Below are 24,865 nucleotides of genomic sequence, written 5' to 3'. Positions count from 1 at the left end.
GTCCGCCTTCCGCCTTCCGTCTTCAGTGGTTGTCCCGCGGCACGAAAGCCCCGCGCTTGCCGACCAGGAAGTCCAGGTCCGCGCCCTGGTCGGCCTGCAGCACGTGGTCCGTGTACAGCTTCCAGTAGCCGGAGTCCAGCTTGGGCGTCGGGGGCTTCCACGCAGCCTGGCGGCGCGCGAGTTCCTCGTCGCTCACTTCCAGGTGGATGCGGCGCTTCGGGACGTCCAGCTCGATGATGTCGCCGTTGCGCACCAGCGCGAGCGGCCCGCCCGCGGCGGCTTCGGGCGCGGTGTGCAGCACCACGGTGCCGTAGGCCGTGCCGCTCATGCGCGCATCGCTGATGCGCACCATGTCCGTGATGCCCTTGCGCAGCACCTTGGGCGGCAGCGGCATGTTGCCCACTTCGGCCATCCCGGGGTAGCCCTTGGGCCCGCAGTTCTTCAGCACCAGCACGCAGCTCTCGTCGACGTCGAGGTTCTCGTCGTCGATGCGCGCGTGGAAGTCCTCGATGTCCTCGAACACCACCGCGCGACCGCGGTGCACCATCAGCTTGGGCGTGGCGGCGCTCGGCTTGATCACCGCGCCGCGCGGCGCGAGGTTCCCGCGCAGCACCGCGATGCCCGCCTTCTCCTTGAACGGCGCGTCGAGCGGCTGGATCACTTCCTTGTTCCAGTTCTGCGCGTCGGCGATGTTCTCGCGCACGGACTTGCCGCTGGCGGTGACCGCGTCCAGGTGCAGGTGGTCCTGGATTTCCTTCATCACGACCGGCAGGCCACCGGCGTAGCAGAAGTCCTCCATCAGGTGCTGGCCCGAGGGCTGCAGGTTCACCAGGCAAGGCATCTCGCTGCCGAGGCGGTCGAAGTCCTCGATGGAGAGCTCCACGCCGATGCGGCGGGCGATCGCGATCAGGTGGATGACCGCGTTGGTCGATCCCCCGATGGCCGCCAGCGTCCTGATCGCGTTCTCGAAAGCCTCGCGCGTGAGGATCGACGACAGCTTCTGGTCCGTGTGCACCATCTCCACGATGCGCCGCCCCGCCATGCGCGCGAGCACGTTGCGGCGCCCGTCGACGGCGGGATAGGCCGCGTTGCCCGGCAGGCCCACGCCCAGCGCTTCGACCATGCTCGCCATGGTGGAGGCCGTGCCCATCGTCATGCAGTGGCCGTGGCTGCGGTGCATGCAGCTCTCGGCCTCGAAGAAGTCCTGCAGCTTCAGCGTGCCGGCGCGCACCTGCTCGCTCATGCTCCACACGCCGGTGCCGGAGCCGAGCTCCTGGCCGCGCCACTTGCCCGAAAGCATGGGCCCGCCCGACACGCCGATGGTGGGCAGGTCCACGCTGGACGCGCCCATCATCAGCGAAGGCGTCGTCTTGTCGCATCCCATGAGGAGCACCACGCCGTCGATGGGGTTGCCGCGGATCGATTCCTCCACGTCCATGCTCGCGAGGTTGCGATAGAGCATCGCGGTGGGACGCAGCATCGTCTCCCCGAGCGACATCACGGGGAATTCGAGCGGAAAGCCGCCCGCTTCGTACACGCCGATCTTCACCTGCTCCGCCAGCGTGCGGAAGTGCGAGTTGCACGGCGTGAGTTCGCTGAAGGTGTTGCAGATGCCGATGACGGGGCGGCCGTCGAACTGGTCGTGCGGCACGCCCTTGCCTTTCACCCAGCTGCGGTATGCGAAGCCGTCGCGGTCCTGGCGGCCGAACCATTGCTGCGAGCGCAGCTCCTCGGGTTTCTTGCGGGGCGGTGTCATAGGGTTGGTCCTGATCGATGAACCATCTTATGGTCATACGATTGCGACCCCTTTACGGACAAACCATGAGCGATCCTCAGCGTCCTGCCGTGCTGGCCGTCATGAAGCTGCCGCCGTTCTTCCTGGAACCGCTGCGCGCGCACTTCACGGTGCACGACCGCCTGCACGAAACCAACCCGGAGGAATTCGCGCGCGTCGCCCCGACGATCCGCGCCGTGACCGGCGGCGGCGATTCGCAGGTGCCGCGCGCCCTCATGGACAAGCTGCCTGCCCTGGAGATGGTGTCCATCATGGGCGTGGGCTACGACAAGGTGGACGTGCCCGCCGCGAAGGAACGCGGCATTCCGGTGACGCACACGCCCGACGTGCTGAACGACGAGGTCGCGGACCTCGCGCTGGCGCTGATGCTCTCCATCGCCCGCAAGGTGCCGCAGGCCGACCGCTACGTGCGCGAGGGCCGGTGGGAGCAGGGCAACATGCCGCTGGCCACCCGCATGTCGGGCAAGCGCCTGGGCATCGTGGGGCTGGGGCGCATCGGCAAGGCGATCGCGGCGCGCGCGCAGGGCTTCGGCATGTCCATCGCGTACACGGGCCGCACGCAGCAGTCCGGCGTCGCCTTTCCCTACCACCCATCCGCGAAGGCGCTTGCGGCCGCGGTCGATTTCCTGGTCGTCATCACGCCCGGCGGTGAAGCCACGCGCCGCATGATCAACGCCGAAGTGCTGCAGGCCCTCGGCCCGAAGGGCTATCTCGTGAACGTCGCGCGCGGCTCCGTCGTCGACGAGCAGGCGCTCATCGAGGCCTTGCAGGACGGCGTGATCGCCGGCGCCGGCCTCGACGTGTTCGAGAACGAGCCGCAGGTGCCCGCCGCCCTGCGCGCGCTGGACAACGTGGTGCTCACCCCGCACATGGCGAGCGCCACCCACGAAACCCGGCAGGCGATGGCGGACCTCGCCCTGGCCAACCTGCAGGCGCACTTCGCCGGCAAGCCGCTCTTGAGTCCCGTGCCCGAATGCCGCTAGCGCGGCGCCGGGTCCCTGTTTCTTCCACCACGACAGCACAGGAGACAAAAGGCATGAAAACGAGACTGGTTCTGGCCGCCGCGGGCATCGCCTTCGGCCTGCTGGCCGGGGCGCCCGCGATGGCGCAGGAGAAACTCACCGTCTGGTGGGTCAAGGGCTTCTACAAGGCCGAGGACGACGCGCTGTTCGAGGCCATCAAGAAGTACGAGGCCAGGCACAAGAACGTCAAGATCGAGCTGTCGCAGTACCCGATCCAGGACATGATCCCGAAGACGGTGGCGGCGCTGGACTCCGGCAACCCGCCCGACGTGGCGTATGCCGACGTCTACGACTTCCAGGTCACCGCCAAGTGGGCGTACGACGGCAAGCTGGAGGACATCAGCAGCGTGATCGACCCGCTGCGCGCCAAGTTCGAGCCGAACGCGCTGTCCACGACCTTCCTGTACAACGATGCGGCGAAGAAGCGCGCCTACTACGCCTTCCCGCTGAAGCAGCAGACCATGCACATCCAGTACTGGAAGGACATGCTGGCCGAGGCGGGCTTCAAGGACAGCGACATCCCGAAGGACTGGAAGGGCTACTGGAGCTTCTGGTGCGACAAGGTGCAGCCCGCCGAGCGCCAGAAGACCGGCCAGCGCGTGTTCGGCATCGGCCAGCCGCTCGGCGTGGATTCCAGCGACTCCTTCTATTCCTTCCTGACCTTCATGGACGCGTACAACGTCAAGCTGGTCAACGATTCGGGCAAGCTGCTGGTGGACGACCCCGCGGTCAAGCAGGGGCTGGTCAACGCGCTCACCGACTACACCTCGGTGTACAGCAAGGGCTGCTCGCCGCCGTCCTCCACCAGCTGGAAGGACCCGGACAACAACGTCGCCTTCCACAACAAGACGACGGTGCTCACGCACAACGCCACGATCTCCATCGCCGCGAAGTGGCTGGACGACGCCAACAACGCCTCGCTGACGGACGCCCAGCGCGCCGCCGCGAAGAAGAACTACACCGACAACATCGCGACTGCGGGCTTCCCGATGAAGCCGGACGGCTCCAAGATGGTGTATCGCGCCGCCGTGAAGACGGGCGTGATCTTCAGCGCCGCGAAGAACAAGCAGCGCGCCAAGGAGTTCGTGGCCTTCCTGCTGCAGGACGAGAACCTCACGCCTTACGTGGAGGGCTCGCTGGGCCGCTGGTTCCCTGTGACCAAGGCCGGCCAGCAGAGCGCGTTCTGGAAGCAGGACCCGCACCGCACCGCCGTCTACAACCAGTTCATGAGCGGCACCACGCCTTTCGAGTTCACCAAGAACTACCGCTTCACGGTCCTGAACAACGAGAACGTGTGGGCCAAGGCGGCCAACCGCGTGCTGAACGAGAAGGTGCCGGTGGACAAGGCGGTCGACGAGATGATCGCCCGCATCAAGACGGTGGCGGGCAGCCCGCAGTAAGCCGCGCGCAGGCCGGGCCATGAACACGACCATCGTGACGACCAGCGCGGACGCGCTGCCGGCCTCCGCGCCGGCGGCGAAGCGCCGCGCCACCAGCACCTGGGACTTCTGGGGTCGGGTGCTGGTGCTGCCGTACCTCGCGGTCTTCGCGGTGTTCGTGCTCTACCCGGTCGGCTACGGCCTGTGGCTCGCGCGGCACCCCACGAGCTACGAACACCTCTTCGCCGACCCGATCTTCTTCCGCACCGCGATCAACACCGTCGTGTTCCTGGTGGTCGCGATCAACCTCAAGATGGCGGTCGCGCTGCTGCTCTCGGGCTTCTTCGTGCAGGGCCGCTGGTGGATCCGGATCCTCTCGGCCCTGTTCATCCTGCCCTGGGCCGTGCCTTCCATTCCCACGATCCTCTCCGTGCGCTTCATGCTGAACCCGGAGTGGGGCGTGATCAACTCGCTGATCTTCCGCTTCACCGGCCTGGACGGGCCCAACTGGCTGAACGACCCGACGCTGGCCCTGTCCTTCTCGATGCTGATGCACATCTGGAAGTCGCTGCCGTTCTGGACGCTGATCCTCGTTGCCGGGCGCCTCGCGATTCCCGCGGAGCAGTACGAAGCTGCGGCGGTGGACGGCGCCAGCACCTGGCAGAAGTTCCGCTTCATCACCTGGCCGTCGATGCGGACGCTGTATCTCACGTCGACGATCCTCTCGATGATCTGGACGCTGGGCGACTTCAACAGCGTGTACCTGCTCACCGGCGGCGGCCCCGCCGACCTCACGCACGTGCTCGCGACCCTGGGCATCCGCTACCTGCGCCTGGACCAGGTCGACCTCGCCATGGCGGCGATCGTGGTGGCCCTGCCGCTCGTGCTGCCCCTCGTCTACTTCATGATGAAGCGGCTGTCGAAATGAAGAAGATTTCCTGGCGCGCCGTGGCGGCGGAAACCAAGCTGCTGCTGATCGGGATCCCCGTGTTCCTGTGGACCATGATCCCGATCTACCACCTGTTCCTGTTCGCCATCTCGAGCAAGGACTCGGCGACCTCCGGCCGCATCTGGCCCAAGGAGCCGACGCTGCAGAACTTCGCGATCGTCTTCAAGGAGCAGCACCACTACCTGAACCACTTCTGGCTGCAGATGTGGAACTCGGTGCTGATCGCGGTGACGGTGGGCGCCCTCACGCTGTTCGTCGCGACCTGCGCCGCCTTCGCGATCTCGCGCCTGAAGGTGCCGGGCGGCCGCACGGTGATGAACCTGGCGCTCTTCACCTACTTCATTCCGGCGGCCTTCCTCGCGGTCCCGATGTACAAGGCGATGGGCAACTACGGCCTCCTGAACAACCAGTGGGCGCTGATCCTCGCGATGGTCACCATCGCCTCGCCCTACTGCATCTGGGTGCTGAAGCAGGCCTCGGACAAGCTGCCGCACGAACTCGACGAGGCCGCGCGCATGGACGGCGCCACGCCCTTGCAGCTGTTCCGGCTCGTGTACCTGCCGCTGATGGTGCCCTCGCTGGTGGCGGTGGGCACCTATGCGCTGCTGCTGGCCTGGAACGAGTACCTCTACGCCTTCCTGCTGCTGTCGGACGACAAGAGCACGACGCTGGGCGTGGCGCTGGGCAGCTTCCTCTCGGCCGACGATTCGCCCTGGGAGCTGCTGATGGCCACGGGCCTGATCTACGCGCTGCCGCCGGCGGCGATCTACTACGCGTTCAAGCGCTACATGGTGTCCGGCCTCACCGCCGGCGCGGTGAAGAGCTGACCCACCGGAGTTCCAGATGGCATCCGTTTCCTTCCGCGGCGTCGAGAAGAACTTCGGCCGCTTCAAGGTGATCCACGGCATCAGCTTCGACATCGCCGACGGCGAGTTCGTGGTGCTGGTGGGGCCGTCGGGCTGCGGCAAGTCGACGCTCCTGCGCATGCTGGCGGGCCTGGAGCCGATCAGCGGCGGCGAGATCGACATCGACCGGCGCGTGGTGAACGACGTCGACTCCAAGGACCGCGACATCGCGATGGTGTTCCAGAGCTATGCCCTGTATCCGCACATGACGGTGCGGGACAACATGGGCTTCAGCCTGCGGCTGCGCAAGGCGGACACGTCCATGACGGCGCAGCGCGTGGACGACGCCGCGCGGATCCTGAACCTCACGCAACTGCTGGACCGCTACCCGCGCGAACTCTCCGGCGGCCAGCGCCAGCGCGTGGCCATGGGCCGCGCGATCGTGCGCGATCCCAAGGTGTTCCTCTTCGACGAGCCGCTGTCCAACCTCGATGCGAAGCTGCGCGTCGCCATGCGTGCCGAGATCAAGGCGCTGCACCAGCGCCTGAAGACCACGACGGTCTACGTCACGCACGACCAGATCGAGGCCATGACGATGGCCGACCGCATCGTGGTGATGCACGACGGCATCGTGGAGCAGATCGGCACGCCGCTCGAGCTGTTCGACCGTCCCGGCAACCTGTTCGTCGCCCAGTTCATCGGCTCGCCGGCGATGAACATCCTGCAAGGCACGCTGCGCCAGGGCGAGGGCGGCAGCTGGGTGGAGGCGCAGGGCCAGCGCTGGCCCACCGTGCCTCAGGCGCAGGGCAACGACGGCCAGGCGGTGCAGTACGGCGTGCGCCCCGGCGACCTGCATCTCTCCACGACGGGGCAGGGCATCCCCGCGAAAGTCGTCGTCGTGGAGCCGACCGGCGCCGAGACCGAGCTCGTGCTGCGCGTGGGCGAGGCCGACCTGGTCGTCGTGCTGCATGGCCGCACCGGCGTCAAGCCGGACGACACGGTGCTGCTGGACGTCGCGGCGGACAAGACGCACGTGTTCGACACGGCCGGCGGGCAGCGCCTGGATGCGCCACCGCAGCGCCTGCAATGATCAAGAACTTCCACGGCCAGACGCTGGACCACCTCGGCCAGGCGATCGTCTCCGGCCGCTACCCGCCGGAGACGGCCGTGCCGCCGGAGCCCGTGCTCTGCGAGGAGCTGGGCGTCAGCCGCACCGTGGTGCGCGAGGCGGTGAAGTCGCTGGTGGCGAAGGGGCTCGTGTCCACGGGCCCCAAGGTCGGCACGCGCGTGCTGCCGCCGCAGCAGTGGAACTGGTTCGACCCCGACGTGATCGTGTGGCAGTCGCACGCGGGGCTCACGCGCGAGTTCCTGCGCGACCTGCAGGAGCTGCGCCGCGTTGTGGAGCCCGCGGCGGTGCGCATCGCGGCGCAGCGCCGCACCGCCGACGACATCGCCGCCATCGAGGCGGCCTTCGCCGGCATGAAGCACGCGGTGGAGCAGGGGGGCGACTACGTGAAGCACGACCTGCAGTTCCACCAGGGGCTGCTGAAGGCGTCGCACAACCGCATGATGGTGCAGATGAGCAAGGCGCTGTCGGCGCTGTTGCGCACCAGCTTCGAGATCTCGACGACGCGCAAGGACGGCCCGCGGCTGTCGCTGCCGCTGCACCGGGAGGTGCTGGATGCGGTGGTGGCCGGCGACGCGGAACGGGCGGAGCGGGCGTCGCTGGTGCTGATCGATGGCGCCAGGGCGGATATCGACCTGGTGCTGGAGAGCCGCAAGCCGCTGCCGCGGCTGGATGCGCCGGCGAGGCGGTTGCGGGCGGCTTGATTGCTGGGGTGCGCTTCGCGCAACCCAGCCTACGGGTCGCGGCACACCATGTAGGCTGGGTTGCGCGAAGCGCACCCCAGCATCACTCCTTCACCGCCCCCGTCAATCCCGACACGTAATACTCCACGAAGAACGAATAGATGATCGCCACCGGCAGCGACCCCAGCAGCGCGCCGGCCATCAGCGACCCCCAGTGGTACACGTCGCCTTCCACCAGCTCCGTCACCACCCCCACCGGCACCGTCTTCACCTCCGACGACGACACGAAGGTCAGTGCGTAGATGAACTCGTTCCACGACAGCGTGAACGCGAAGATGCCGGCCGAGATCAGCCCCGGCACCGCGAGCGGCAGGATGATCTTCCACAGGATCTGCAGGCGCGACGCGCCGTCGATCAGCGCGCACTCCTCCAGCTCGTACGGAATCGACCGGAAATACCCCATGAGCAGCCAGGTGCAGAACGGGATCAGGAAGGTCGGATAGGTGAGGATCAGCGCCCAGCGCGTGTCGAACAGCCCCAGCTTGAACACGATCGCCGCCAGCGGGATGAACAGGATCGACGGCGGCACCAGGTAGGCCAGGAAGATCGACAGCCCCACGTGCTTGGCCCCGCGGAAGCGCAGCCGCTCGATCGCGTAGGCCGCCAGCACGGACGCGAGCAGCGACACGAACGTGGACACCACGGACACGATCACCGTGTTCCACAGCCACTCCGGATACGAGGTCTTGAACAGCAGCTTGTCGATGTGCGCCAGCGTCGGTTTCACCACCCAGAAGGGATTGCCTTCGCGCGAGAGCAGCTCCTCGTTCGGCTTGAAGGTGGTGATCACCATCCAGTAGAACGGGAACAGCAGCACGAAGACGAAGATGCCCAGCGGGATGTAGACCGTCACCACGCGCCGCGGCAGCGTGCTCAGGTAGTTCATGCCTTCGCTGTCGTGGGACCGGTCGCTCATGAGTCGCTGCCGCCTTGCTGCCACGCGCGGCGCTGCAGGCCGAAGTAGCTGAAGAGGATGGATGCGAGCAGGAACGGCACCATCGCGATCGCGATCGCCGCCCCTTCGCCCAGCGCCCCGCCGGGGATCGCGCGCTGGAACGACAAGGTCGCCATCAGGTGCGTCGCGTTCAGCGGCCCGCCGCGCGTGAGTACGTAGATCAGCTGGAAGTCGGTGAAGGTGAAGAGCACCGAGAAGGTCATCACCACCGCGATGATCGGCGTGAGCAGCGGCAGCGTGATGTAGCGGAAGCGCTGCCAGCCCGTGGCGCCGTCGATGGCGCCGGCTTCGTAGAGCGATGGAGAGATCGTCTGCAGCCCGGCCAGCAGGGTGATCGCCACGAAGGGCACGCCCCGCCAGATGTTCGCCGCGATCGTCGACAGCCGCGCGTTCCAGGGCTCGCCCAGGAAGTCGATGTACTTGTCGATCAGCCCCATCTTCATGAGCGCCCAGCTCACGATGGAGAACTGCGAGTCGTAGATCCACCAGAAGGCGATCGCGGACAAGGCCGTCGGCACGATGTACGGCAGCAGGATCACCGTGCGGAAGAAGGTCTTGAAGGGCAGGTGCTCGTTCAGCAGGATCGCGAGCCACAGCCCGAGCGCGAACTTGATGACGCTGGCGACCGCCGTGTAGAAGAGGGTGTTGAACAGCGCCAGCCGCGTGACGCTGTCCCCCCACAGGAAGGCGTAGTTCTCCAGCCCGATCCAGGCGCCGCCGCGGCCCACCTTGGTGTCGGTGAATCCGAGCCAGACGCCCAGGCCGAGCGGGTACGTGAGGAACAGCAGCAGCAACACTGCCGCGGGCAGCATGAAGAGCAGCCCGAGCAGGTTGCGGCTGTTCTGCAGGGCGCGGAGCATCCGCGCGCTCAGACCTTGTAGTAGCGCTCGGCGCGCTGTGCGGCGCGCTGCGCGGCCTCCTTGGGCGACTTGGAGCCGCTCACGGCCTCGGCCACCATGTCCTGCACGATGAAGTCGGCGAGCGCGCCCGCGGACGCATAGCCCAGGCGGCCCATGTAGCCCGCGGGCCGCATGTTCTTCACCGCATCGCGGTACGGCGTGTTCTTGGGATCGGCCGTCCACACCGGGTTCTTCTCGTACGCGCGCAGCGGCTGCGAGATGTAGCCGCCGGCCGCCTGCATCCACGGGCCGTACTGCTCCTCTTCCATCATGAAGCGCACGAACTCCTTGGCTGCCTTCGGGAATTTCGTGTGCTTGAAGACCATCTGGTTGAAGAACAGGTGGTACTCGGTCGGCACGCCGACCGGCCCCACGGGGAAGTTCGCGTGCTGGATGTCGGAGGCGAGTTCCTTCACCTTGGCGTCCGTCGCGTTCTTCGCCGCGTAGTAGATCGAGATGCCGTTGTTGGTCACCGAGACCTGGCCGTCGAGGAAAGCCTTGTTGTTGTTCGGGTCCAGCCAGGACAGCGTGCCGGGCACGAAGGTGGCGTACAGCTCCTTGCCGTACTCCAGCGCCTTCTGCGTCTCGGCGCTGTCGATGATCACCTTGTTGTTCTTGTCGACGAGCGCCGCGCCGAAGGCCCAGATCAGCCACTGCGTCCAGCCGCTGTCGCCCGTGGCGTGCCCCAGCGCCATGCCGCCGGGCGTGCCCTTGGCCTTGAGCGCCTGGAACATCTTGAGGAAGCCGTCCGTGTCCTTCGGGAAGGCGTTCACGCCCGCGGCCTTGAGCATGCTGTCGCGGTAGACCATCATCGAGCCGGTGCCGCCGAGCGGCACGCCGATCCAGCGGCGGCCGTCGGGCCGCAGGTAGGCTTCGCACGCGGGATACCAGCCGCCGTACTTGTTGCCCAGGTAGGTGGCGACGTCGGTCATGTCCACCAGCTTGTCCGGGTACAGGTTGGCGTCGTCATTGGTGGACAGGATGATGTCCGGGCCCGCGCCGGTGTTCGCGGCCACCGCCGCCTTCGGCCGCACGTCCTCCCAGCCTTCGTGGTCCAGGCGCACCTCGATGCCGTACTTGTCGCTGAACTTCTTGACGTTGGCGATGTACGCGTCCTCGTCCCCCTGCACGAAGCGTTTCCAGCGCAGCACGCGCAGCTTCGCGCCTTTCTCCGGCTGGTTGTTCCACTGCTGCGCCAGGGCCCCGGTGGGCCACAGCACGGGCAGGGACACCGCGGCCGCGCCGGCCGAGGCTTTCTTCAGGAACTTGCGACGGTTGGTCATGGCTTGTCTCCTGTCGTTGGGGTTGGAAGGCGGGATTCAGTGGGCGAGCCGCAGGCCGCTGGCGGCATCGAACAGATGGGCGCGCGCCGGGTCCGGGCGCAGGCGGATCATTTCGCCGGGGCGGAAGTCGTGGCGGTCGCGGAAGACGCTGGTCACTTCCACGCCCGCGATCTTGGTGAAGACCTGCGTGTCGGCGCCCGTGGGTTCCACGACGACGACTTCGGTCGCGACGCCTTCGTCGCTGCCGGCGAGCTGCATGTGCTCGGGCCGCGCGCCGTAGAGGACTTGTTGCCCGTCCTGCGCGGCGGCGGCCTGCGGCGGCGCGGGCAGCCACAGGCCGTCGCCGAACTCGACGCGGGAGCTGCCGTTCGCGCGGCGCAGCACGCCGGGCAGGAAGTTCATCGCGGGCGAGCCGATGAAGCCGGCGACGAACTGGTTGACCGGGTGGTCGTAGAGCTCCAGGGGCGATCCGGTCTGCTCCACGCGGCCGTCGCGCATCACGACGATCTTGTCCGCCATGGTCATGGCCTCGATCTGGTCGTGCGTGACGTAGACCGAGGTGGTCTTCAGGCGCTGGTGCAGCTCCTTGATCTCGGTGCGCATCTGCACGCGCAGCTTGGCGTCGAGGTTGGACAGCGGCTCGTCGAAGAGGAACACCTGCGGGTCGCGCACGATGCAGCGGCCCATCGCGACGCGCTGCCGCTGCCCGCCGGAGAGCTGGCGCGGGAAGCGATCGAGCAGCGCCTCCAGGCCCAGGATGTCGGCCGCCTTGCGCACGCGTTCGTCGACCATGGCCTTCGACTGCTTCGCGAGCATGAGGCTGAACGCCATGTTGTCGCGCACGGTCATGTGCGGATAGAGGGCGTAGTTCTGGAACACCATCGCGATGTCCCGTTCCTTGGGCGTGAGCCGGTTCACCACCCGGCCGCCGATGGCGATCTCGCCCTGGCTGATCTCCTCCAGCCCCGCGATCATGCGCAGCAGCGTGGACTTGCCGCAGCCCGAAGGGCCGACCAGCACCGCGAACTGTCCGTCCGCGATCGAGATGTCGACGCCGCGGATGATCTGCGCGGCGCCGAAGTACTTCTCCACCTTTCGGATGTCGACCGTGGCCATGGTCCCCCGGGGATGAAAGTGCGACGGACCTTGTAACACGCGTCCCCGCCAACGTCATCAGGAGCGAACCCCCTGCTACTTTCTGCCGCCTGGCCCCCGGAGCCGACCGTCGGTATCCCCGAACAACGCTTAGGGCACTCTCCTAGGCGGCGCCCGCCGGTTGGCCATACACTTTGACACAACTCCGGGCCGCACCGGCACCGGGGAAGAACGACGTTGGGAAAAGGTAGTCGACGTGGCTTTGCCCACCCATTGGATCGCGGACGAGGCGATCGACGATCCCGAGCGCTGGCTCGGATCCTCGCCGCTCCTCGACCTCGAAGACCCGAAGCTGCGGCTACGCGTGCGCTCGCTCGTGCAGCTGTGCAAGACCGAGCGCGAGAAGGCGCTCGCGGTGTACGGCTACGTGAAGCGGTTGCCGCTCGCGCGCCGCGTGAAGCTGCGCGCGCTGACGGCGCGCGAGGTGTACGACGCGGGCCGGGGCGATTCGCCGGACAAGGCCACGCTGCTGGTCGCGATGCTGCGCATCGCCAAGGTGCCGGCGCGCCTGCGCATGGTGGGCATCTCGGGCGAGATCCTGCGGGGCGTGGCGCCGGGCCTGAAGGAGGCCTACCGTCCCGTGGTGGAGGTCTTCCTGCAGGGCCGCTGGCTGCGCACGGACACCTACATCTACGACGCGGCCTGCATGGCCGCCGCCCGCCAGCGCCTGAAGGACCTGGGCTGGGAATGGGGCTACGGCATCCACGTGAACGGCCACATGCTGTGGGACGGCCACGAAGACGCCTTCCTGGGCGGCGTGCCCACGGAGTGCGACCTGATGGTGACGGGCGACTTCGGCCTGTTCAACGATGCGGGGCACTTCCGCGCGTCGCGCGCGTATCGCCGGCAGTTCCCGCTGTGGCAGACCCTGCGCTACCTGCTGCTGGCGCCGCTGGTGGACTGGGGCTTGCGCAACCTGCGCAACGAGGTTGTGCGGCCGATGCCGCAGACGAGCAAGTTCAACTGACGGGTGCTGGGGTTCGCTGGCGCGAAACCCAGCCTACGGGCCCTCGGGGCACCAGTAGGCTGGGTTGCGCGAAGCGCACCCCAGCGATACGCGCAGCGCGCTACGGCTGCATCGCCCCCGACAACAACACGCGCTTCCCTTGCGCCGTAGGCACCTCCCGCAACAGGGCCCGCGCCACGTCCGCCGCCTGGATAGACCGGTAGTTCCCCGGAATCAACGGCCGCAGCCAGCGGCTCACGTGCAGCGCCAGCTTCTCCCCACCGCGTTCCGGCTGCCCCAGCGACGCACGATCGCCCGCCAGCATCGACGGACGCGCGATCACGACGCCCTCGTAGCCGAGCCCGTCCAGGGCCGCTTCGAGCTCGCCTTTCACGCGGCTGTAGAAGAGGGAGGAGCGCGGATCCGCGCCCATGGCGCTCACGAGGCCCAGGCGGCGTGCGCCCGCCGCACGAGCGGCGCGCGCGACGTTCAGGTTGGCGTCGTGGTCCACCGCGCGGAAAGCCTGCTGGCTTCCCGCCACCTTGATGGTGGTGCCGATGGCGAGATACACCTCGTCGACCGCGGGCAGCGCAGGCAGCGCCCCGAAGTCCACGCGGTGCGCGGTGAGTCTGGGATGCTGGATGTCCAGCGGGCGGCGGGCCAGCACGTGCACCGCCGCAACGGTGTCATCCGCGAGCAGCCCCCGCAGGATCTCGCGCCCCACGAGTCCCGTCGCACCGGCCAGCAAGGCGGTGCGCGCGGCGTGGGGGCGGGCGGCGCGATCCATCGCCGCCCAGCTTAGCGCGGATCGGGCTCAGCGCCCGTAATTGCGGTTCGGGTTGCCGCCGCGGCCGCCGCCACCGCCGCGGTTCTGGCGGCGCGAGGCGCCCATGCTGTCGATGCTGGTGCGCGTGGGATCCGGCTGGCCGTTGGTGTTGACGCGCTTCACGCCGGTCATGTCGCGGCGGCCCGGCAGGTTGGTGCGCAGCGGGTCCACGTTGCGCGGCATCCGCTCCTCGCCGTCCTCGTCGCGCTCGCGGCGCACGTCGCGCGCCTGTTGCTGCGGCGGACGCTGCTGGTGCTGGCCGCTGGCGCCGTTCGTGCCGTTGCGCCCGTTCTGGGGCTTCGGCCCGCGCGGCTGCTGCGGCCTGGCGTGGCCGTTGCCGGATCCATTGCCGTTGCCGGAACCATTGCCGTTGCGCGCCTGCTGGCCGTTGCCGCTGCGGCCTTCGCCCTCGGGCTTGCGCCGCGCCGGCTGGCCCTGCTTGTCCTTGTTCTCGCGGATGCGCTGCATCATCTCGCTGCGCGCCGCCTTGGCCGCCGCGTTCATCACTTCGCGCGACGGCGGACGGCCCTTGCCGCCCCACAGCACCTGGCGGCCCATGGCGATCGGCTCGGCCTGCTCGCCGGCCTCGGGGCCGAAGCCCTCGACGACCTGCACCGGGATCTCCTGCTTCGTGAAGCGCTCGATCTCCTGCATGAAGCCCTCCTCGTCCAGGCAGACGAGGGACACGGCCTGGCCTTCCTTGCCCGCGCGGCCGGTGCGGCCGATGCGGTGCACGTAGTCTTCCGGCACGTTGGGGATCTCGTAGTTCACCACGTGCGGCAGGTCGTCGATGTCGATGCCGCGCGCCGCGATGTCGGTCGCCACCAGCGCGCGGATGTCGCCGGTCTTGAAGCCGGCCAGCGCCTGCGTGCGCGCCGTCTGGCTCTTGTTGCCGTGCAGGGCCATCGCGGTGATGCCCTTCTTGTTCAGGAAGTCGGCCACGCTGTTGGCGCCGAACTTCGTGCGGGTGAACACCAGCACTTGCGACCAGTCGTGTTCCTGGATCACGTGGGCCAGCAGTTCCTTCTTGCGGCCGCGGCCGACGGGGTGCACGACCTGCGTGATGCGCTGCACCGTGGTGTTGCGCGGCGTGACCTGGATGCTCCTGGGGTCGCGCAGCAGCGTGTGCGCGAGTTCGCGGATCTCGTCGCTGAAGGTGGCGGAGAACAGCAGGCTCTGCTTCTCCTTCGGCACGAGCGCCAGCACCTTCTTCACGTCGGGCAGGAAGCCCATGTCCAGCATGCGGTCGGCTTCGTCCAGCACAAGGATCTCGACGGTGCCCAGGTCCAGGTGGCCCTGCTGGTGCAGGTCCAGCAGGCGGCCCGGCGTGGCGACCAGGATGTCCACGCCCTTGCGGATGCGGTCGATCTGCGGGTTCATGCCGACGCCGCCGAAGATCACCGTGGAGGTGAGGGGCAGGTACTTGCCGTAGGTGCGGATGGACTCTTCCACCTGCGCGGCGAGTTCGCGCGTGGGCGTCAGCACCAGGGCGGCGACGCCGTCCTTGCCGAACTTGTTGGTCTTGCCCTGGCCCTTCGTCAGCTTGTGCAGCATGGGCAGCGTGAAGGCCGCCGTCTTGCCGGTGCCGGTCTGCGCGCCGGCGAGGAGGTCATGGCCCTCGAGGACGGCCGGGATGGCCTGGGCCTGGATGGGGGTGGGGTTTTCGTAGCCTTGCTCGTGCACTGCCTTGAGGATGGCAGGGGCGAGGTTCAGTTCATCAAAGGTCATTGAGCAATAGAGCGCCTTCCCGGGCGCTGGGGCATCGGCCGTTCCGGGCCGCTCGGGCCGGATCCAGTCAAGGCAGATGAGGTTTCAAGGGGTGGGAGCCGGCGGGCGCTGCGAAAGGCCCGAAGGGTCCCCAGCTGGAACGCTGAGCTCGCGGGCAACTGGAGGCCGCGAGAGGACGTATTGTCGCATGGATGGCCGGAAGCTGCCCGGCGGCCCGCGTTCCGACCGTCCACGTTGCGTGAAAGCACCGGCCGTCCTCCGCAAAGTGTCACCCGTCCTGCCAAAAATTGGCCCGGCGCCACGGCAGACCCATAATGGCCCGCAGCAGTGCACGAGATCCCATGGCCAAGACGTTGAAGCTCCGCCTCGGTGTGGCGGACGACCCGACCCAGCTCCAGCCTTCGCTCAGCGACTGCCTGGCGGCCATGCTGCAGCAGGCCGACCCCCTCATGACGGAAGTCCTCGACGGCCTGGCCGCGGGCGCGGCCGGCACGTCGGCGCGCCGCCTCCCCGCCTTCCAGCTGCCGAACGTGAAGGGCGCGATCCTCGCGCTGCACACCGCGCAGAAGACCGTGAAGGCGACTTTCGTGCAGGAGCTCACGCGCCTGGTCTACGAAGGCGGCGGCAAGGACCAGACCACCGCCGAAGTGCTGCGCTTCGAGGACCTGCAGCTGTTCGCCGACGAACAGCTCGATCAGAGCATCGAGATCGCCCGCGCCCAGCAGGAAGTGGCCATGTCGGTGGACGACACCCTGCCGCCGCTGGATGCCCTGATCAGCACGATGCTGGGCTGGCGCACGATCCAGCCGGGGCTGAACCCGGTGCGGCCGGACGTCTTCGTGCGCGCGCTGCAGTTCACGCTGCAGGAGCACGTGCCCGAGAACGAGGTGCGCGAGGCGCTCATCACCCCCGCGGCCGGCCTGCTGGGCGTGAACCTGCGCCGCCTGTACAAGGAGATGTCCGACTGGCTGCGCTCCACCGGCATCGAGCCGGCGGTGCCCCTGGGCGGCCGCATCGACAAGGGCACGGGCGCGAGCGGCAAGTCCGTGACCGACGCCGCGGCGAAGACGCTGCTCACGCTGGACCGCCTGCGCAAGCTGCTGACGGGCGACTTCGACCAGCCCCGCAAGGCCGAATTCGTGCACACCGTGCCCGCCTCGATGGCGATGCTGCAGGACCTGAAGAAGACCGACGAACTGGTCAAGCGCCTCGAGCAGCGCCCCAAGGCGGCGCCGGCGCCGGCGCAGCCCGTGGACATGCTCGCCGAAGTCGGCCTGCCGCAGACGGCGCCGGTGCGCATCGGCCAGCAGCTGGGCGAGGAAGTGGTGCACATGATGTTCGAGCACCTCATGGAGGACCGCCGCCTCCTGCCGGGGCTCAAGCGCCAGCTCAAGACCATGGAGGCGGCAGTCGACCGCCTCGCGAAGGAAGACTCGCGCTTCTTTGCCGACAAGAACCATCCCGCGCGCATGGTGCTCGACCGCATCACGCAGCGCAGCCTGGCCTTCGCCTCCGAGCAGGACCCGGGCTGGGGCCGCTTCATCGCCTCGGTGGAATCCGCCAGCAAGTGGCTGGAGAGCAAGGTCGTCGACGCGGAAACCTTCAAGGAGCTGCTGCAGAGCCTGCAGGAGCAGTGGAAGGACCAGGACCAGGGCAGCAAGCAGAAGCGCGAGGAAGCCGCCCGGGCCCTGCTGCACGCCGAACAGCGCAACCTGCTGGCCCAGAAGCTGGGCAACGAGTTCGTGAACCTGCTGGAAGGCCTGGACGTCGCCGACTTCGTCCGCGACTTCCTGCGCAATGCCTGGGCCCAGGTCGTGGCGGAAGCGCAGCTCAGTTGCGTGGATGGCTCGTCCGACCCCTTCGGCTACCGCGCGCTCGTGGACGACCTCGTCTGGAGCGTGCAGAAGACCTCGGCACAGCGCGGGCGCGCGCGCCGGCTGGTGCAGATGATCCCGGGCCTGCTGCAGCGCATGCGCGAGGGCCTGGCCCGCATCGGCTACCCGCCCGAATTGACCCAGCGCTTCTTCGACCACCTGATCACGCTGCACAAGGCGGCGGTGCAGGAAGGCCGCGACCCGGCGGCGCAGAAGGCCGCCGACGAGGCCTGGGAAGAGGAGTCCAAGTTCAGCGACAGCGCCGTGGAGATGTGGCTCGACGGCGTGGAAGTGCAGGAGTCGGGCTACGTGGACTTCCCCGGGCTGGAGACGGACATCGAGCACGTCGCCTCGCCCGAGGCGGCCCAGCAGGAAGCCGTGGCCCGCGAGCAGGAAGCCCTGCGCGCCGAGGAGGAGGACGCCCCGGGCGAGGTGACGGCCGCGGCCGCGCGTCCCGACGACCTGCGCGTGGGCACCTGGGTCGAGATCCAGATCAAGGGCGACTGGGTGCGCGCGCAGCTCACCTGGTGCAGCCCGCACGCGACGCTCTTCATGTTCACCGCCGTCGGCGGCACGGCGCACTCGATGTCGCGCCGCACGCTCGACCGCCTGCGCGCCAGCGACCACGTGCGCGTGGTGGCGGACCGGCCGGTGGTGGACGAGGCGCTGGACCAGGTGGCGCAGGCGGCGCTGAAGAACAGCCTGAAGTAAAAGGGGCTAGGGGCTAGGGGCTAGGGGCTAGGGGCTAGGGGCTAGGGAGCGGCGGTCCCTAACCCCTAGTCCCTAGTCCCTGGCCCCTTGCGGGGATAATGCACGGTTTCCCCCAAGAACCGCCATGGCCCAGTACGTCTATACGATGAACCGTGTGTCCAAGATCGTGCCGCCCAAACGGCAGATCTTGAAGGACATCTCCCTCAGCTTCTTCCCCGGCGCCAAGATCGGCGTCCTCGGCCTCAACGGCTCGGGCAAGTCGACCCTCCTGAAGATCATGGCGGGCATCGACAAGGAAATCGAGGGCGAGGCCACGCCGATGCCGGGCCTGCGCATCGGGTACCTGCCGCAGGAGCCGCAGCTCGATCCCGAGGAGACCGTGCGCCAGGCCGTCGAAGGCGGCATGGGCGAGGTGATCAGCGCCAAGGCGCGCCTCGAGGAGATCTACGCCGCCTACGCCGAGCCGGACGCCGACTTCGACAAGCTGTCCGAGGAGCAGGGCCGCCTCGAAGCCATCCTGGCCGCGCAGGGCGACGCCGGCGAGCACCAGCTGGAGATCGCGGCCGACGCGCTGCGCCTGCCGCCCTGGGACGCCGTGATCAAGAACCTGTCCGGCGGCGAGAAGCGCCGCGTGGCCCTGTGCCGCCTGCTGCTGTCCAAGCCCGACATGCTGCTGCTGGACGAGCCCACCAACCACCTGGACGCCGAGTCGGTGGAGTGGCTGGAGCAGTTCCTCGCGCGCTTCCCCGGCACGGTGGTGGGCATCACCCACGACCGCTACTTCCTGGACAACGCCGCCGAGTGGATCCTGGAACTGGACCGCGGCTACGGCATCCCGTGGAAGGGCAACTACTCCACCTGGCTGGAGCAGAAGGAAGCCCGCCTGGAGGCGGAACAGAAGGGCGAGGAAGCCCACGCCAAGGCGATGAAGCGCGAACTGGAATGGGTGCGCAAGAACGCCAAGGGCCGCCAGTCCAAGAGCAAGGCCCGCCTGGCCCGCTTCGAGGAGCTGTCCGACGTCGAATACCAGAAGCGCAACGAGACGAACGAGATCTTCATCCCGGTCGCGGAGCGCCTGGGCAACGAGGTCATCGAGTTCGTGAACGTCTCCAAGGCCTTCGGCGACAAGGTCCTGATCGACGACCTGAGCTTCAAGGTGCCCGCGGGCGCCATCGTCGGCATCATCGGCCCCAACGGCGCGGGCAAGTCCACGCTGTTCAAGATGATCGCGGGCCGCGAGAAGCCGGACGCCGGCGAGGTGAAGATCGGCAAGACCGTGAAGCTCGCCTTCGTGGACCAGAGCCGCGATGCGCTGTCTGCCGACAAGACCGTCTGGGAAGACGTCTCCGGCGGGCTGGACATGATCAACGTCGGCAAGTTCCAGATGGCCAGCCGCGCCTACTGCGGCCGCTTCAACTTCAACGGCAGCGACCAGCAGAAGAAGGTGGGCCTGCTCTCCGGCGGCGAGCGCGGCCGCCTGCACCTGGCCAAGACCCTGATGCAGGGCGCCAACGTGCTGCTGCTGGACGAACCGTCCAACGACCTGGACGTGGAAACGCTGCGCGCGCTGGAAGACGCCCTGCTGGAATATGCCGGCAGCGTGATGGTGATCTCCCACGACCGCTGGTTCCTGGACCGGATCGCCACGCACATCCTGGCCGCGGAAGACGAAGGCAAGTGGATCTTCTTCGACGGCAACTACCAGGAATACGAGGCGGACAAGAAGAAGCGCCTGGGCGAGGAAGGTGCAAGACCGCACCGGGTACGCTATAAAGCGCTGAAGTAGAGCAAGGGCCTGCGGCCCTTGCGCACGAAAGCGTCCCTGCGCAGGCAGGGACCCATAGGGCTCGAGGAGGGGCAACCACCGTTGGCCGGCGCCACGCCACAACCCCAGTACCACTCGCTGTATCGCGCCTGCATCAAGGACGCCGCCATCGCCGGCGGGGACCTGATGCGGGCGACGCTCGTTCGCGCCCTCTCCGAGCTCCCCTTGCAGGCGGCAGCGATCCACGACGTCGTGGACCGCAACCTGCTGCTCGAGGCCGTGGGCGTGCTGAAGGAACGGCAGTCGGCCCTCGCCACCGCCTTCCCGCAGGCGCTGCTCGCCGAGTTCGCCCAGGCCATCGCGGGCGACCGCGACGCGAGCCTCAGCTTCGACACGCTGCCCCTGCTGGGCGACGAGCAGCTGCAGGAAAACGCCGAACTGGTGCACGGCGCGCAGGCGCTGGAAGCCGCGGTACGGCCCCAGCTGGCCGCACTCGAGTCCGCGCTCGCCGCGGCCCACCTCACGCCCCAGGGCGGCGAGCGCCGCCATCCGCTGCGCCCCGAGGTCTATGCACGCAGCATCTACCGCCTCGCGCGCCAGAGCCCGGTGTCGCCGGCGGTGCGCCGCCGCTGGCTGCGCTACCTGCCGCCGCTCATGGCGCCGGAGCTGGTGCACACCTATGCGGCGATGGCCCAGCGCCTGCAGCCGCCCGCGCCTTCGCAGCCCATGGCCCTGGAGCCCGGCGTGCCGCAGGAGGCCCGCGACAGCGCGACGCAGCTCACCATTCGCGAGCTGCGCAAGCTGCTCTCCGGCGACCCCGGGGAGGCCGCGGACGACGGGGTGATCGTCTTCTCGGATTCCGATTTTTCGCACACCGTCCCTGCGGCACTGGAGATGGTGCAGGACATGCGCAAGGTCGACCAGCTGCTGCTGCAACTGCGCCAGCGGCAGGCGGCGATGCCCGGCCGCGGCCGCGACAGCCTGGCGGCCTTCCGCGAGGCGCTGCGGCAGGAGGCCAAGCGGCCCGCGCAGGCGCTCGGCCTCGAAGTCGTGCACCTCATGATCGACCACTTGGCCGGCGACCCGCGCCTGCTGCCGGGCGTGCGCGACATCGTGCGCGACCTCGAGCCGCCGCTGCTGCGCCTCGCCCTGGTCGACCCGCGCTTCTTCAGCGACCGCGAGCATGCGGCCCGCCGCCTGCTGGAACAGATCACGCAGCGCAGCCTCGCCTGGTCCTCTCCCGAGGACCGCGGCTTCTCCACCTTCATGGAGGGCCTGCAGCAGGCCACGGAGGCGCTGCTGGATGCAGGCGGCACCGGGCCCGAAGCTTTCGAGATCGCGCTCTCCGCGCTGCAGGAAGCCTGGGACGAATCGCAGCCGAAGGGCCGGCGCAACCGCGAGCGGGCCGTGCGCGCGCTGATGCGCGCCGAGCAGCGCAACCTGCTGGCCGGCCGCATCGCGCAGCAGATCCTCGACCGCCCCGATGCGGCCAAGGCGCCGCCGGAGGCACTGGCCTTCCTCACCGGCCCGTGGTCGCAGGTGATGGCCCAGGCGCGGCTGGCCGACGTGACGGGCGCCGAGGACCCGGGCGGCGGCTGGTGGGTGGTGCAGGCGGTGCTCTGGAGCGTGCAGCCCGCGCTGGCCGGGCGCGTCGCGGGCCAGCACCGCACGCTGGTCGCACGCATCGACGACGGGCTCGCGAGCATCGACCACCTCCCGGCCGACACGGACCGCTGGCAGAACCTGCTGTCGGCCCTGCGCGACCTGGCCTTGTCCACCGCGACCGGCAGCGCGCTGCGCGCGCACGAGCCGGAGCCCGTCCCCGAGACCAGCAACACGTGGCTCGCGCCGATCGAGATGCACGAATCGGGCTTCGTGCCCGACTCCGGCCTGCCGCACGGCGCCGCCGACCCGGACACGCTGCCGCCGCACGACCTGGAAGTCGGCGCCTACGTGGACCTGCTGGGCGAAGGCTGGGAGCGCTGGCAGCTCACGTGGGCCAGCCCGCACGGCCTGCTCTTCATGTTCACGCACGCGAGCGGCACGACGCGCTCGATGACGCGGCGCAAGCTGAACGCCATGATGGCGCAAGGCAGCCTGCGGCTGGTGTCGGCGCATCCGGTGGTGGATGGCGCGCTGGATGCGGTGGCGCGGGCGGCTTGGCGGAACAGTTCCAGTCTTTGATGCGGTTTTGCTGGGGTGCGCTTCGCGCAACCCAGCCTACGGTGCCCATCCCGGCCGGCGTTTGAGGCTCTCTCGTAGGCTGGGTTGCGCGAAGCGCACCCCAGCGATGCAACGGAAACCCGTCTTCAAGCCTGCCAAACCCCGTACCCCTTCTCCCGCAACGCGATCCCCAGCTCCACCTCCATCTCCACCGCCGCGCGATACGGCATGGGGTTGTAGACGGCGTAGAGATCCGGCCGCAGCCGCACCCCGTACTCCTGCACGAACGCGTTCGCCTGGATGCCGGCCTTGTGCCGGTCGAAGCGCAGGTCGGGGTCGAGGCCCGTCATGCCCACGTACACGAAGGGCATGCCGAGGCGGTAGTCGGGGTTGCAGCGGCGGAAGCGCGCGTTGTTCCACACCGCGTCGGCGAGCTCCACCACGTACACGTGGTAGTGGTGGCGCGCCGCCCGCGGCACCTCAGGCGCCCCGCCAGCCGCCTTCGACACGCACGGCCGTGCGCAGCGAGTTCGCGATGTAGCAGCGCTCGTGCGCCACGTGGTGCAGCGCGTCCACGCCGGCCTGGTCGGGACGGCGCGCGCCGGAAAACACCACCTGCGGGCGCAGCACGATGTCGGTGATCGCCTGGCGCCCGAAGCCGATGGGTCCCATCTGCGCCTCCGCGGCGTCGCTGTAGCTGTCCACCACGTAGCCTTCGGCGGCCGCGAGCGAGAGGAACCACAGCATGTGGCAGCTCGAGACGGAGGCCACGAGCGCCTCCTCCGGGTCCACCGCCGAGGGGTCGGAGAAGGGCAGGCGCACCGAATGCGGCGAGCTCGAGCCGGGCACCACGGCGCCGCCGTCGAAGCGCCAGGTGTGCGCGCGGCTGTATTGCAGGTCGGTGAACGCGGCATCGCCGCGGCGCCATTCCACCGTGCAGCCATGGGTCGCCATGCCGTCCTCCTTCAGCCTTTCGCGAGCGCGGCGAGGGCGCTGCGCTCCGTCTGCTCGATGTGCGCCTGCAGCACCTTGCAGGCGGCCTTCGCGTCGCGCCGCCGCACGGCGCGGATCAGCGCGTGGTGCTCCTCGTGCCAGCCTTGCGCGCGCGTGCCGGGCTTCATGCGTGCGAAGTAGAAGCGGTCGACGAGGTGGCGCAGCCGCCGCACCACTGCCATCGATTCCGGCCGCTGCGCCGGCGCATACAGCGCCTCGTGGAACTCGCGATCGCCCGCGATCCAGTCCGCCACGGCCTGCGCCTTGTCCAGCGCCGCCTGCACCGTCTCCACGCGATTGAGCGTGGCGGCGGTGTGCAGGGGCACCGCCTCGGCGAGCACGTCGCTTTCGACCAGCAGGCGCAGCCGGAACCATTCGCGCAGGTCGGCCTCGGAGGGCGTGCGCACGTACATGCCCTTGTTCGGGACCATGTGCAGCAGCCCCTCGGCCTGCAGCTGGAACAGGGCTTCGCGCACGGGCACGCGGCTCACGCCGAACTCCGCCGCGATCTCTTCCTGCCTCAGCGGTTCGCCCGACGCCCAGCGCCCGCGATCGAGCGACTGCCTCAGCAGCTGCGTGACGGCGGACGACGTGGTCTGGACCATGGATGAGGCAGGCATGCCGTGATTTATACGTGTATACAAACTGGGCCACAAGGCCGGATTGGCGCGGGCGCAACACCGCGGAACGGCTGTGAATATTCACGTGCAGAGCCACCCTCGCCACGCTCGTTGTATGAGTTTTTCACGTCTGACAAGGATGTAGGACAAGACGCTGTAACAGGCCGAACTTTCGCCGACAGGTCCCGTCTGTCACAACTCGTTCGCAACAAGCAGGGGACACCGGAATGAAAGAGCGCGCCGCCACGCAACAGACTTCCGCCCACAACGTCGTGATGCTCGCCGGCCTCGTGGCCGTGTGCCTGAGCAGTTCGGTGGGCACGTCTCCTGCACCGACGTCCGATACGCTGGCCCAGCGGATGCACGCCGGCAAGGTGGCGGACGTCGCGCCCGCCGGCGCGCCGCAGATCGCCTTCGGCGCCGTTGCCGGCAAGGCCGCGGCATTCGATACCAAGCTGGACGCCTACTACGAGCAGCTCCGGAGCAAGATGCGCTGGCTGCCCGTGAAGTACGCGGGCAACGTGCTGCAGACCCCCGACGTTCCTTCGCGCCTCCTGCTGGCCCGCGCCGCGGCCAGCCGCGCCGGCCTCGACCAGGTGGGCCTGAGCTACCGCGACGTGTACGGCATCATCAACGCCGAGACCTCGTGGATCCCCCGCATGGGCTCCAGCAAGGACGGCACGCCCAACCTGGGCATCGCGCAGTTCGAGCCCGCGACCGCCAAGGCGGTGGGCCTCACCGATCCGACGGATCCCGTCGAAGCCGTGCACGCGATGGCCGTGCACCTCAAGGAAGCGGCGATCTGGAGCGCCAAGCGCATCGACGGCCTGAAGCTCCCGCCGGAGCAGTACGCGCAGAAGCTGCGCGAAGGCGTCTCCATCTACTACAACCTCTCCAGCAAGGGCCGCAGCGTCTGGAACGGCAAGAACACGGCCAAGCTGCCGATCGAGACGCAGCGCCACATCGCCAACGCGCGCCTGGGCGCGCGCCAGGCCGCGGAGCTGGACGAACAGCTGCGCCAGGTGAAGGCCCGCGTCGGTGCGCCGGGCATGATGACCGCCTCCTTCGAGAGCGGCAACTGAGCGGTC

21 protein-coding genes are annotated in these 24,865 nt (G+C 68.6%); 11 read left to right on the top strand and 10 right to left on the bottom strand.

The window, feature by feature from the left end:
* Positions 1–22: 22 nt before the first annotated feature.
* A complete protein-coding gene (locus H8N03_RS15340) occupies positions 23–1,756 on the bottom strand; it encodes an IlvD/Edd family dehydratase (protein WP_187077075.1) in 1,734 nt (577 codons plus the stop codon).
* A gap of 65 nt (positions 1,757–1,821) precedes the next feature.
* On the opposite strand from H8N03_RS15340, the gene H8N03_RS15335 reads away from it, so the two are divergent.
* From H8N03_RS15335 to H8N03_RS15310, 6 genes are read left to right on the top strand one after another with little or no spacing between them, the layout of a single operon-like run.
* Positions 1,822–2,778, top strand: a complete 957-nt coding sequence (locus H8N03_RS15335) for a 2-hydroxyacid dehydrogenase (RefSeq protein WP_187077074.1) — start codon at positions 1,822–1,824, stop codon at positions 2,776–2,778.
* A gap of 53 nt (positions 2,779–2,831) precedes the next feature.
* Positions 2,832–4,217: an ABC transporter substrate-binding protein gene (locus H8N03_RS15330; protein ID WP_187077073.1), complete on the top strand. Its 1,386-nt coding sequence runs from the start codon at positions 2,832–2,834 to the stop codon at positions 4,215–4,217.
* Positions 4,218–4,236: 19 nt separating this feature from the next.
* On the top strand, positions 4,237–5,124 hold the full coding sequence (locus tag H8N03_RS15325; RefSeq protein ID WP_187077072.1) for a carbohydrate ABC transporter permease: 888 nt from the start codon (positions 4,237–4,239) through the stop codon (positions 5,122–5,124).
* Positions 5,121–5,972, top strand: a complete 852-nt coding sequence (locus tag H8N03_RS15320; RefSeq protein ID WP_187077071.1) for a carbohydrate ABC transporter permease — start codon at positions 5,121–5,123, stop codon at positions 5,970–5,972. Before H8N03_RS15325 ends, H8N03_RS15320 begins: the two co-directional genes overlap by 4 nt.
* A gap of 16 nt (positions 5,973–5,988) precedes the next feature.
* Positions 5,989–7,080, top strand: a complete 1,092-nt coding sequence (locus H8N03_RS15315; protein WP_187077070.1) for an ABC transporter ATP-binding protein — start codon at positions 5,989–5,991, stop codon at positions 7,078–7,080.
* Positions 7,077–7,820 (top strand): FadR/GntR family transcriptional regulator, encoded by a 744-nt coding sequence (locus H8N03_RS15310; protein WP_187077069.1) that lies wholly within the window; start codon positions 7,077–7,079, stop codon positions 7,818–7,820. Before H8N03_RS15315 ends, H8N03_RS15310 begins: the two co-directional genes overlap by 4 nt.
* Positions 7,821–7,902: 82 nt before the next feature.
* Here the strand turns inward: H8N03_RS15310 and H8N03_RS15305 are convergent, their stop codons facing one another.
* From H8N03_RS15305 to H8N03_RS15290, 4 genes are read right to left on the bottom strand one after another with little or no spacing between them, the layout of a single operon-like run.
* On the bottom strand, positions 7,903–8,775 hold the full coding sequence (locus H8N03_RS15305) for a carbohydrate ABC transporter permease (protein ID WP_187077068.1): 873 nt from the start codon (positions 8,773–8,775) through the stop codon (positions 7,903–7,905).
* Complete coding sequence (locus H8N03_RS15300; RefSeq protein ID WP_187077067.1) at positions 8,772–9,674, bottom strand: carbohydrate ABC transporter permease; 903 nt, start codon at positions 9,672–9,674, stop codon at positions 8,772–8,774. The genes H8N03_RS15305 and H8N03_RS15300 overlap by 4 nt, the downstream gene beginning before the upstream one ends.
* Positions 9,675–9,682: 8 nt before the next feature.
* Positions 9,683–10,996: an ABC transporter substrate-binding protein gene (locus tag H8N03_RS15295; RefSeq protein ID WP_187077066.1), complete on the bottom strand. Its 1,314-nt coding sequence runs from the start codon at positions 10,994–10,996 to the stop codon at positions 9,683–9,685.
* A 36-nt stretch (positions 10,997–11,032) separates the two neighbouring features.
* Positions 11,033–12,112, bottom strand: coding sequence for an ABC transporter ATP-binding protein (locus H8N03_RS15290; protein ID WP_187077065.1), 1,080 nt, complete (start codon positions 12,110–12,112; stop codon positions 11,033–11,035).
* A gap of 235 nt (positions 12,113–12,347) precedes the next feature.
* Here H8N03_RS15290 and H8N03_RS15285 point away from each other — a divergent pair, with 235 nt between their 5' ends.
* Complete coding sequence (locus H8N03_RS15285; protein WP_187077064.1) at positions 12,348–13,118, top strand: transglutaminase-like domain-containing protein; 771 nt, start codon at positions 12,348–12,350, stop codon at positions 13,116–13,118.
* Positions 13,119–13,218: 100 nt separating this feature from the next.
* Here the strand turns inward: H8N03_RS15285 and H8N03_RS15280 are convergent, their stop codons facing one another.
* Together H8N03_RS15280 and H8N03_RS15275 are read right to left on the bottom strand one after the other, a co-directional pair.
* Positions 13,219–13,884: an NAD(P)H-binding protein gene (locus H8N03_RS15280; RefSeq protein WP_187077063.1), complete on the bottom strand. Its 666-nt coding sequence runs from the start codon at positions 13,882–13,884 to the stop codon at positions 13,219–13,221.
* A 27-nt stretch (positions 13,885–13,911) separates the two neighbouring features.
* Positions 13,912–15,651, bottom strand: coding sequence for a DEAD/DEAH box helicase (locus H8N03_RS15275; RefSeq protein WP_187077062.1), 1,740 nt, complete (start codon positions 15,649–15,651; stop codon positions 13,912–13,914).
* 341 nt (positions 15,652–15,992) lie between these two features.
* Here H8N03_RS15275 and H8N03_RS15270 point away from each other — a divergent pair, with 341 nt between their 5' ends.
* The 3 genes from H8N03_RS15270 (at position 15,993) to H8N03_RS15260 (ending at position 22,185) form a co-directional block, all read left to right on the top strand.
* Positions 15,993–18,236 carry a DUF1631 family protein gene (locus tag H8N03_RS15270; RefSeq protein ID WP_187077061.1) on the top strand — a complete coding sequence of 748 codons (2,244 nt, stop codon included), beginning with the start codon at positions 15,993–15,995 and terminating at the stop codon, positions 18,234–18,236.
* 124 nt (positions 18,237–18,360) lie between these two features.
* Positions 18,361–20,022 (top strand): energy-dependent translational throttle protein EttA, encoded by a 1,662-nt coding sequence (gene ettA, locus H8N03_RS15265; protein ID WP_187077060.1) that lies wholly within the window; start codon positions 18,361–18,363, stop codon positions 20,020–20,022.
* A gap of 81 nt (positions 20,023–20,103) precedes the next feature.
* Entirely contained in the window at positions 20,104–22,185 is a 2,082-nt protein-coding gene (locus H8N03_RS15260; RefSeq protein WP_187077059.1) for a DUF1631 family protein, read from the top strand.
* 125 nt (positions 22,186–22,310) lie between these two features.
* Here H8N03_RS15260 and H8N03_RS15255 read toward each other — a convergent pair whose 3' ends face one another.
* Genes H8N03_RS15255 through H8N03_RS15245 form a run of 3 tightly spaced genes read right to left on the bottom strand, consistent with a single transcriptional unit; the run spans position 22,311 to position 23,777 of the window.
* Positions 22,311–22,643, bottom strand: coding sequence for a hypothetical protein (locus H8N03_RS15255; RefSeq protein WP_187077058.1), 333 nt, complete (start codon positions 22,641–22,643; stop codon positions 22,311–22,313).
* 1 nt (position 22,644) lies between these two features.
* Entirely contained in the window at positions 22,645–23,118 is a 474-nt protein-coding gene (locus H8N03_RS15250; protein WP_187077057.1) for an OsmC family protein, read from the bottom strand.
* A gap of 11 nt (positions 23,119–23,129) precedes the next feature.
* Positions 23,130–23,777, bottom strand: coding sequence for a GntR family transcriptional regulator (locus H8N03_RS15245; RefSeq protein WP_187077056.1), 648 nt, complete (start codon positions 23,775–23,777; stop codon positions 23,130–23,132).
* Between the two features lie 227 nt (positions 23,778–24,004).
* On the opposite strand from H8N03_RS15245, the gene H8N03_RS15240 reads away from it, so the two are divergent.
* Positions 24,005–24,859, top strand: a complete 855-nt coding sequence (locus H8N03_RS15240) for a lysozyme family protein (protein ID WP_187077055.1) — start codon at positions 24,005–24,007, stop codon at positions 24,857–24,859.
* The last annotated feature ends 6 nt before the right edge of the window (positions 24,860–24,865 follow it).

Origin of the sequence: Ramlibacter cellulosilyticus, assembly GCF_014297465.1 — a bacterium.
Taxonomy (GTDB): Bacteria; Pseudomonadota; Gammaproteobacteria; order Burkholderiales; family Burkholderiaceae_C; genus Ramlibacter; species Ramlibacter cellulosilyticus.
This window is presented reverse-complemented; position numbering and strand designations above follow the sequence as displayed.

Coding starts and splice junctions, on each gene's coding strand:
- ettA (WP_187077060.1), top strand. CDS start 18,361: ATGGCCCAGTACGTCTATACGATGAACCGTGTGTCCAAGATCGTGCCG.
- H8N03_RS15275 (WP_187077062.1), bottom strand. CDS start 15,651: ATGACCTTTGATGAACTGAACCTCGCCCCTGCCATCCTCAAGGCAGTG.
- H8N03_RS15240 (WP_187077055.1), top strand. CDS start 24,005: ATGAAAGAGCGCGCCGCCACGCAACAGACTTCCGCCCACAACGTCGTG.
- H8N03_RS15340 (WP_187077075.1), bottom strand. CDS start 1,756: ATGACACCGCCCCGCAAGAAACCCGAGGAGCTGCGCTCGCAGCAATGG.
- H8N03_RS15250 (WP_187077057.1), bottom strand. CDS start 23,118: ATGGCGACCCATGGCTGCACGGTGGAATGGCGCCGCGGCGATGCCGCG.
- H8N03_RS15245 (WP_187077056.1), bottom strand. CDS start 23,777: ATGCCTGCCTCATCCATGGTCCAGACCACGTCGTCCGCCGTCACGCAG.
- H8N03_RS15290 (WP_187077065.1), bottom strand. CDS start 12,112: ATGGCCACGGTCGACATCCGAAAGGTGGAGAAGTACTTCGGCGCCGCG.
- H8N03_RS15310 (WP_187077069.1), top strand. CDS start 7,077: ATGATCAAGAACTTCCACGGCCAGACGCTGGACCACCTCGGCCAGGCG.
- H8N03_RS15280 (WP_187077063.1), bottom strand. CDS start 13,884: ATGGATCGCGCCGCCCGCCCCCACGCCGCGCGCACCGCCTTGCTGGCC.
- H8N03_RS15325 (WP_187077072.1), top strand. CDS start 4,237: ATGAACACGACCATCGTGACGACCAGCGCGGACGCGCTGCCGGCCTCC.
- H8N03_RS15295 (WP_187077066.1), bottom strand. CDS start 10,996: ATGACCAACCGTCGCAAGTTCCTGAAGAAAGCCTCGGCCGGCGCGGCC.
- H8N03_RS15330 (WP_187077073.1), top strand. CDS start 2,832: ATGAAAACGAGACTGGTTCTGGCCGCCGCGGGCATCGCCTTCGGCCTG.
- H8N03_RS15335 (WP_187077074.1), top strand. CDS start 1,822: ATGAGCGATCCTCAGCGTCCTGCCGTGCTGGCCGTCATGAAGCTGCCG.
- H8N03_RS15270 (WP_187077061.1), top strand. CDS start 15,993: ATGGCCAAGACGTTGAAGCTCCGCCTCGGTGTGGCGGACGACCCGACC.
- H8N03_RS15315 (WP_187077070.1), top strand. CDS start 5,989: ATGGCATCCGTTTCCTTCCGCGGCGTCGAGAAGAACTTCGGCCGCTTC.
- H8N03_RS15320 (WP_187077071.1), top strand. CDS start 5,121: ATGAAGAAGATTTCCTGGCGCGCCGTGGCGGCGGAAACCAAGCTGCTG.
- H8N03_RS15300 (WP_187077067.1), bottom strand. CDS start 9,674: ATGCTCCGCGCCCTGCAGAACAGCCGCAACCTGCTCGGGCTGCTCTTC.
- H8N03_RS15305 (WP_187077068.1), bottom strand. CDS start 8,775: ATGAGCGACCGGTCCCACGACAGCGAAGGCATGAACTACCTGAGCACG.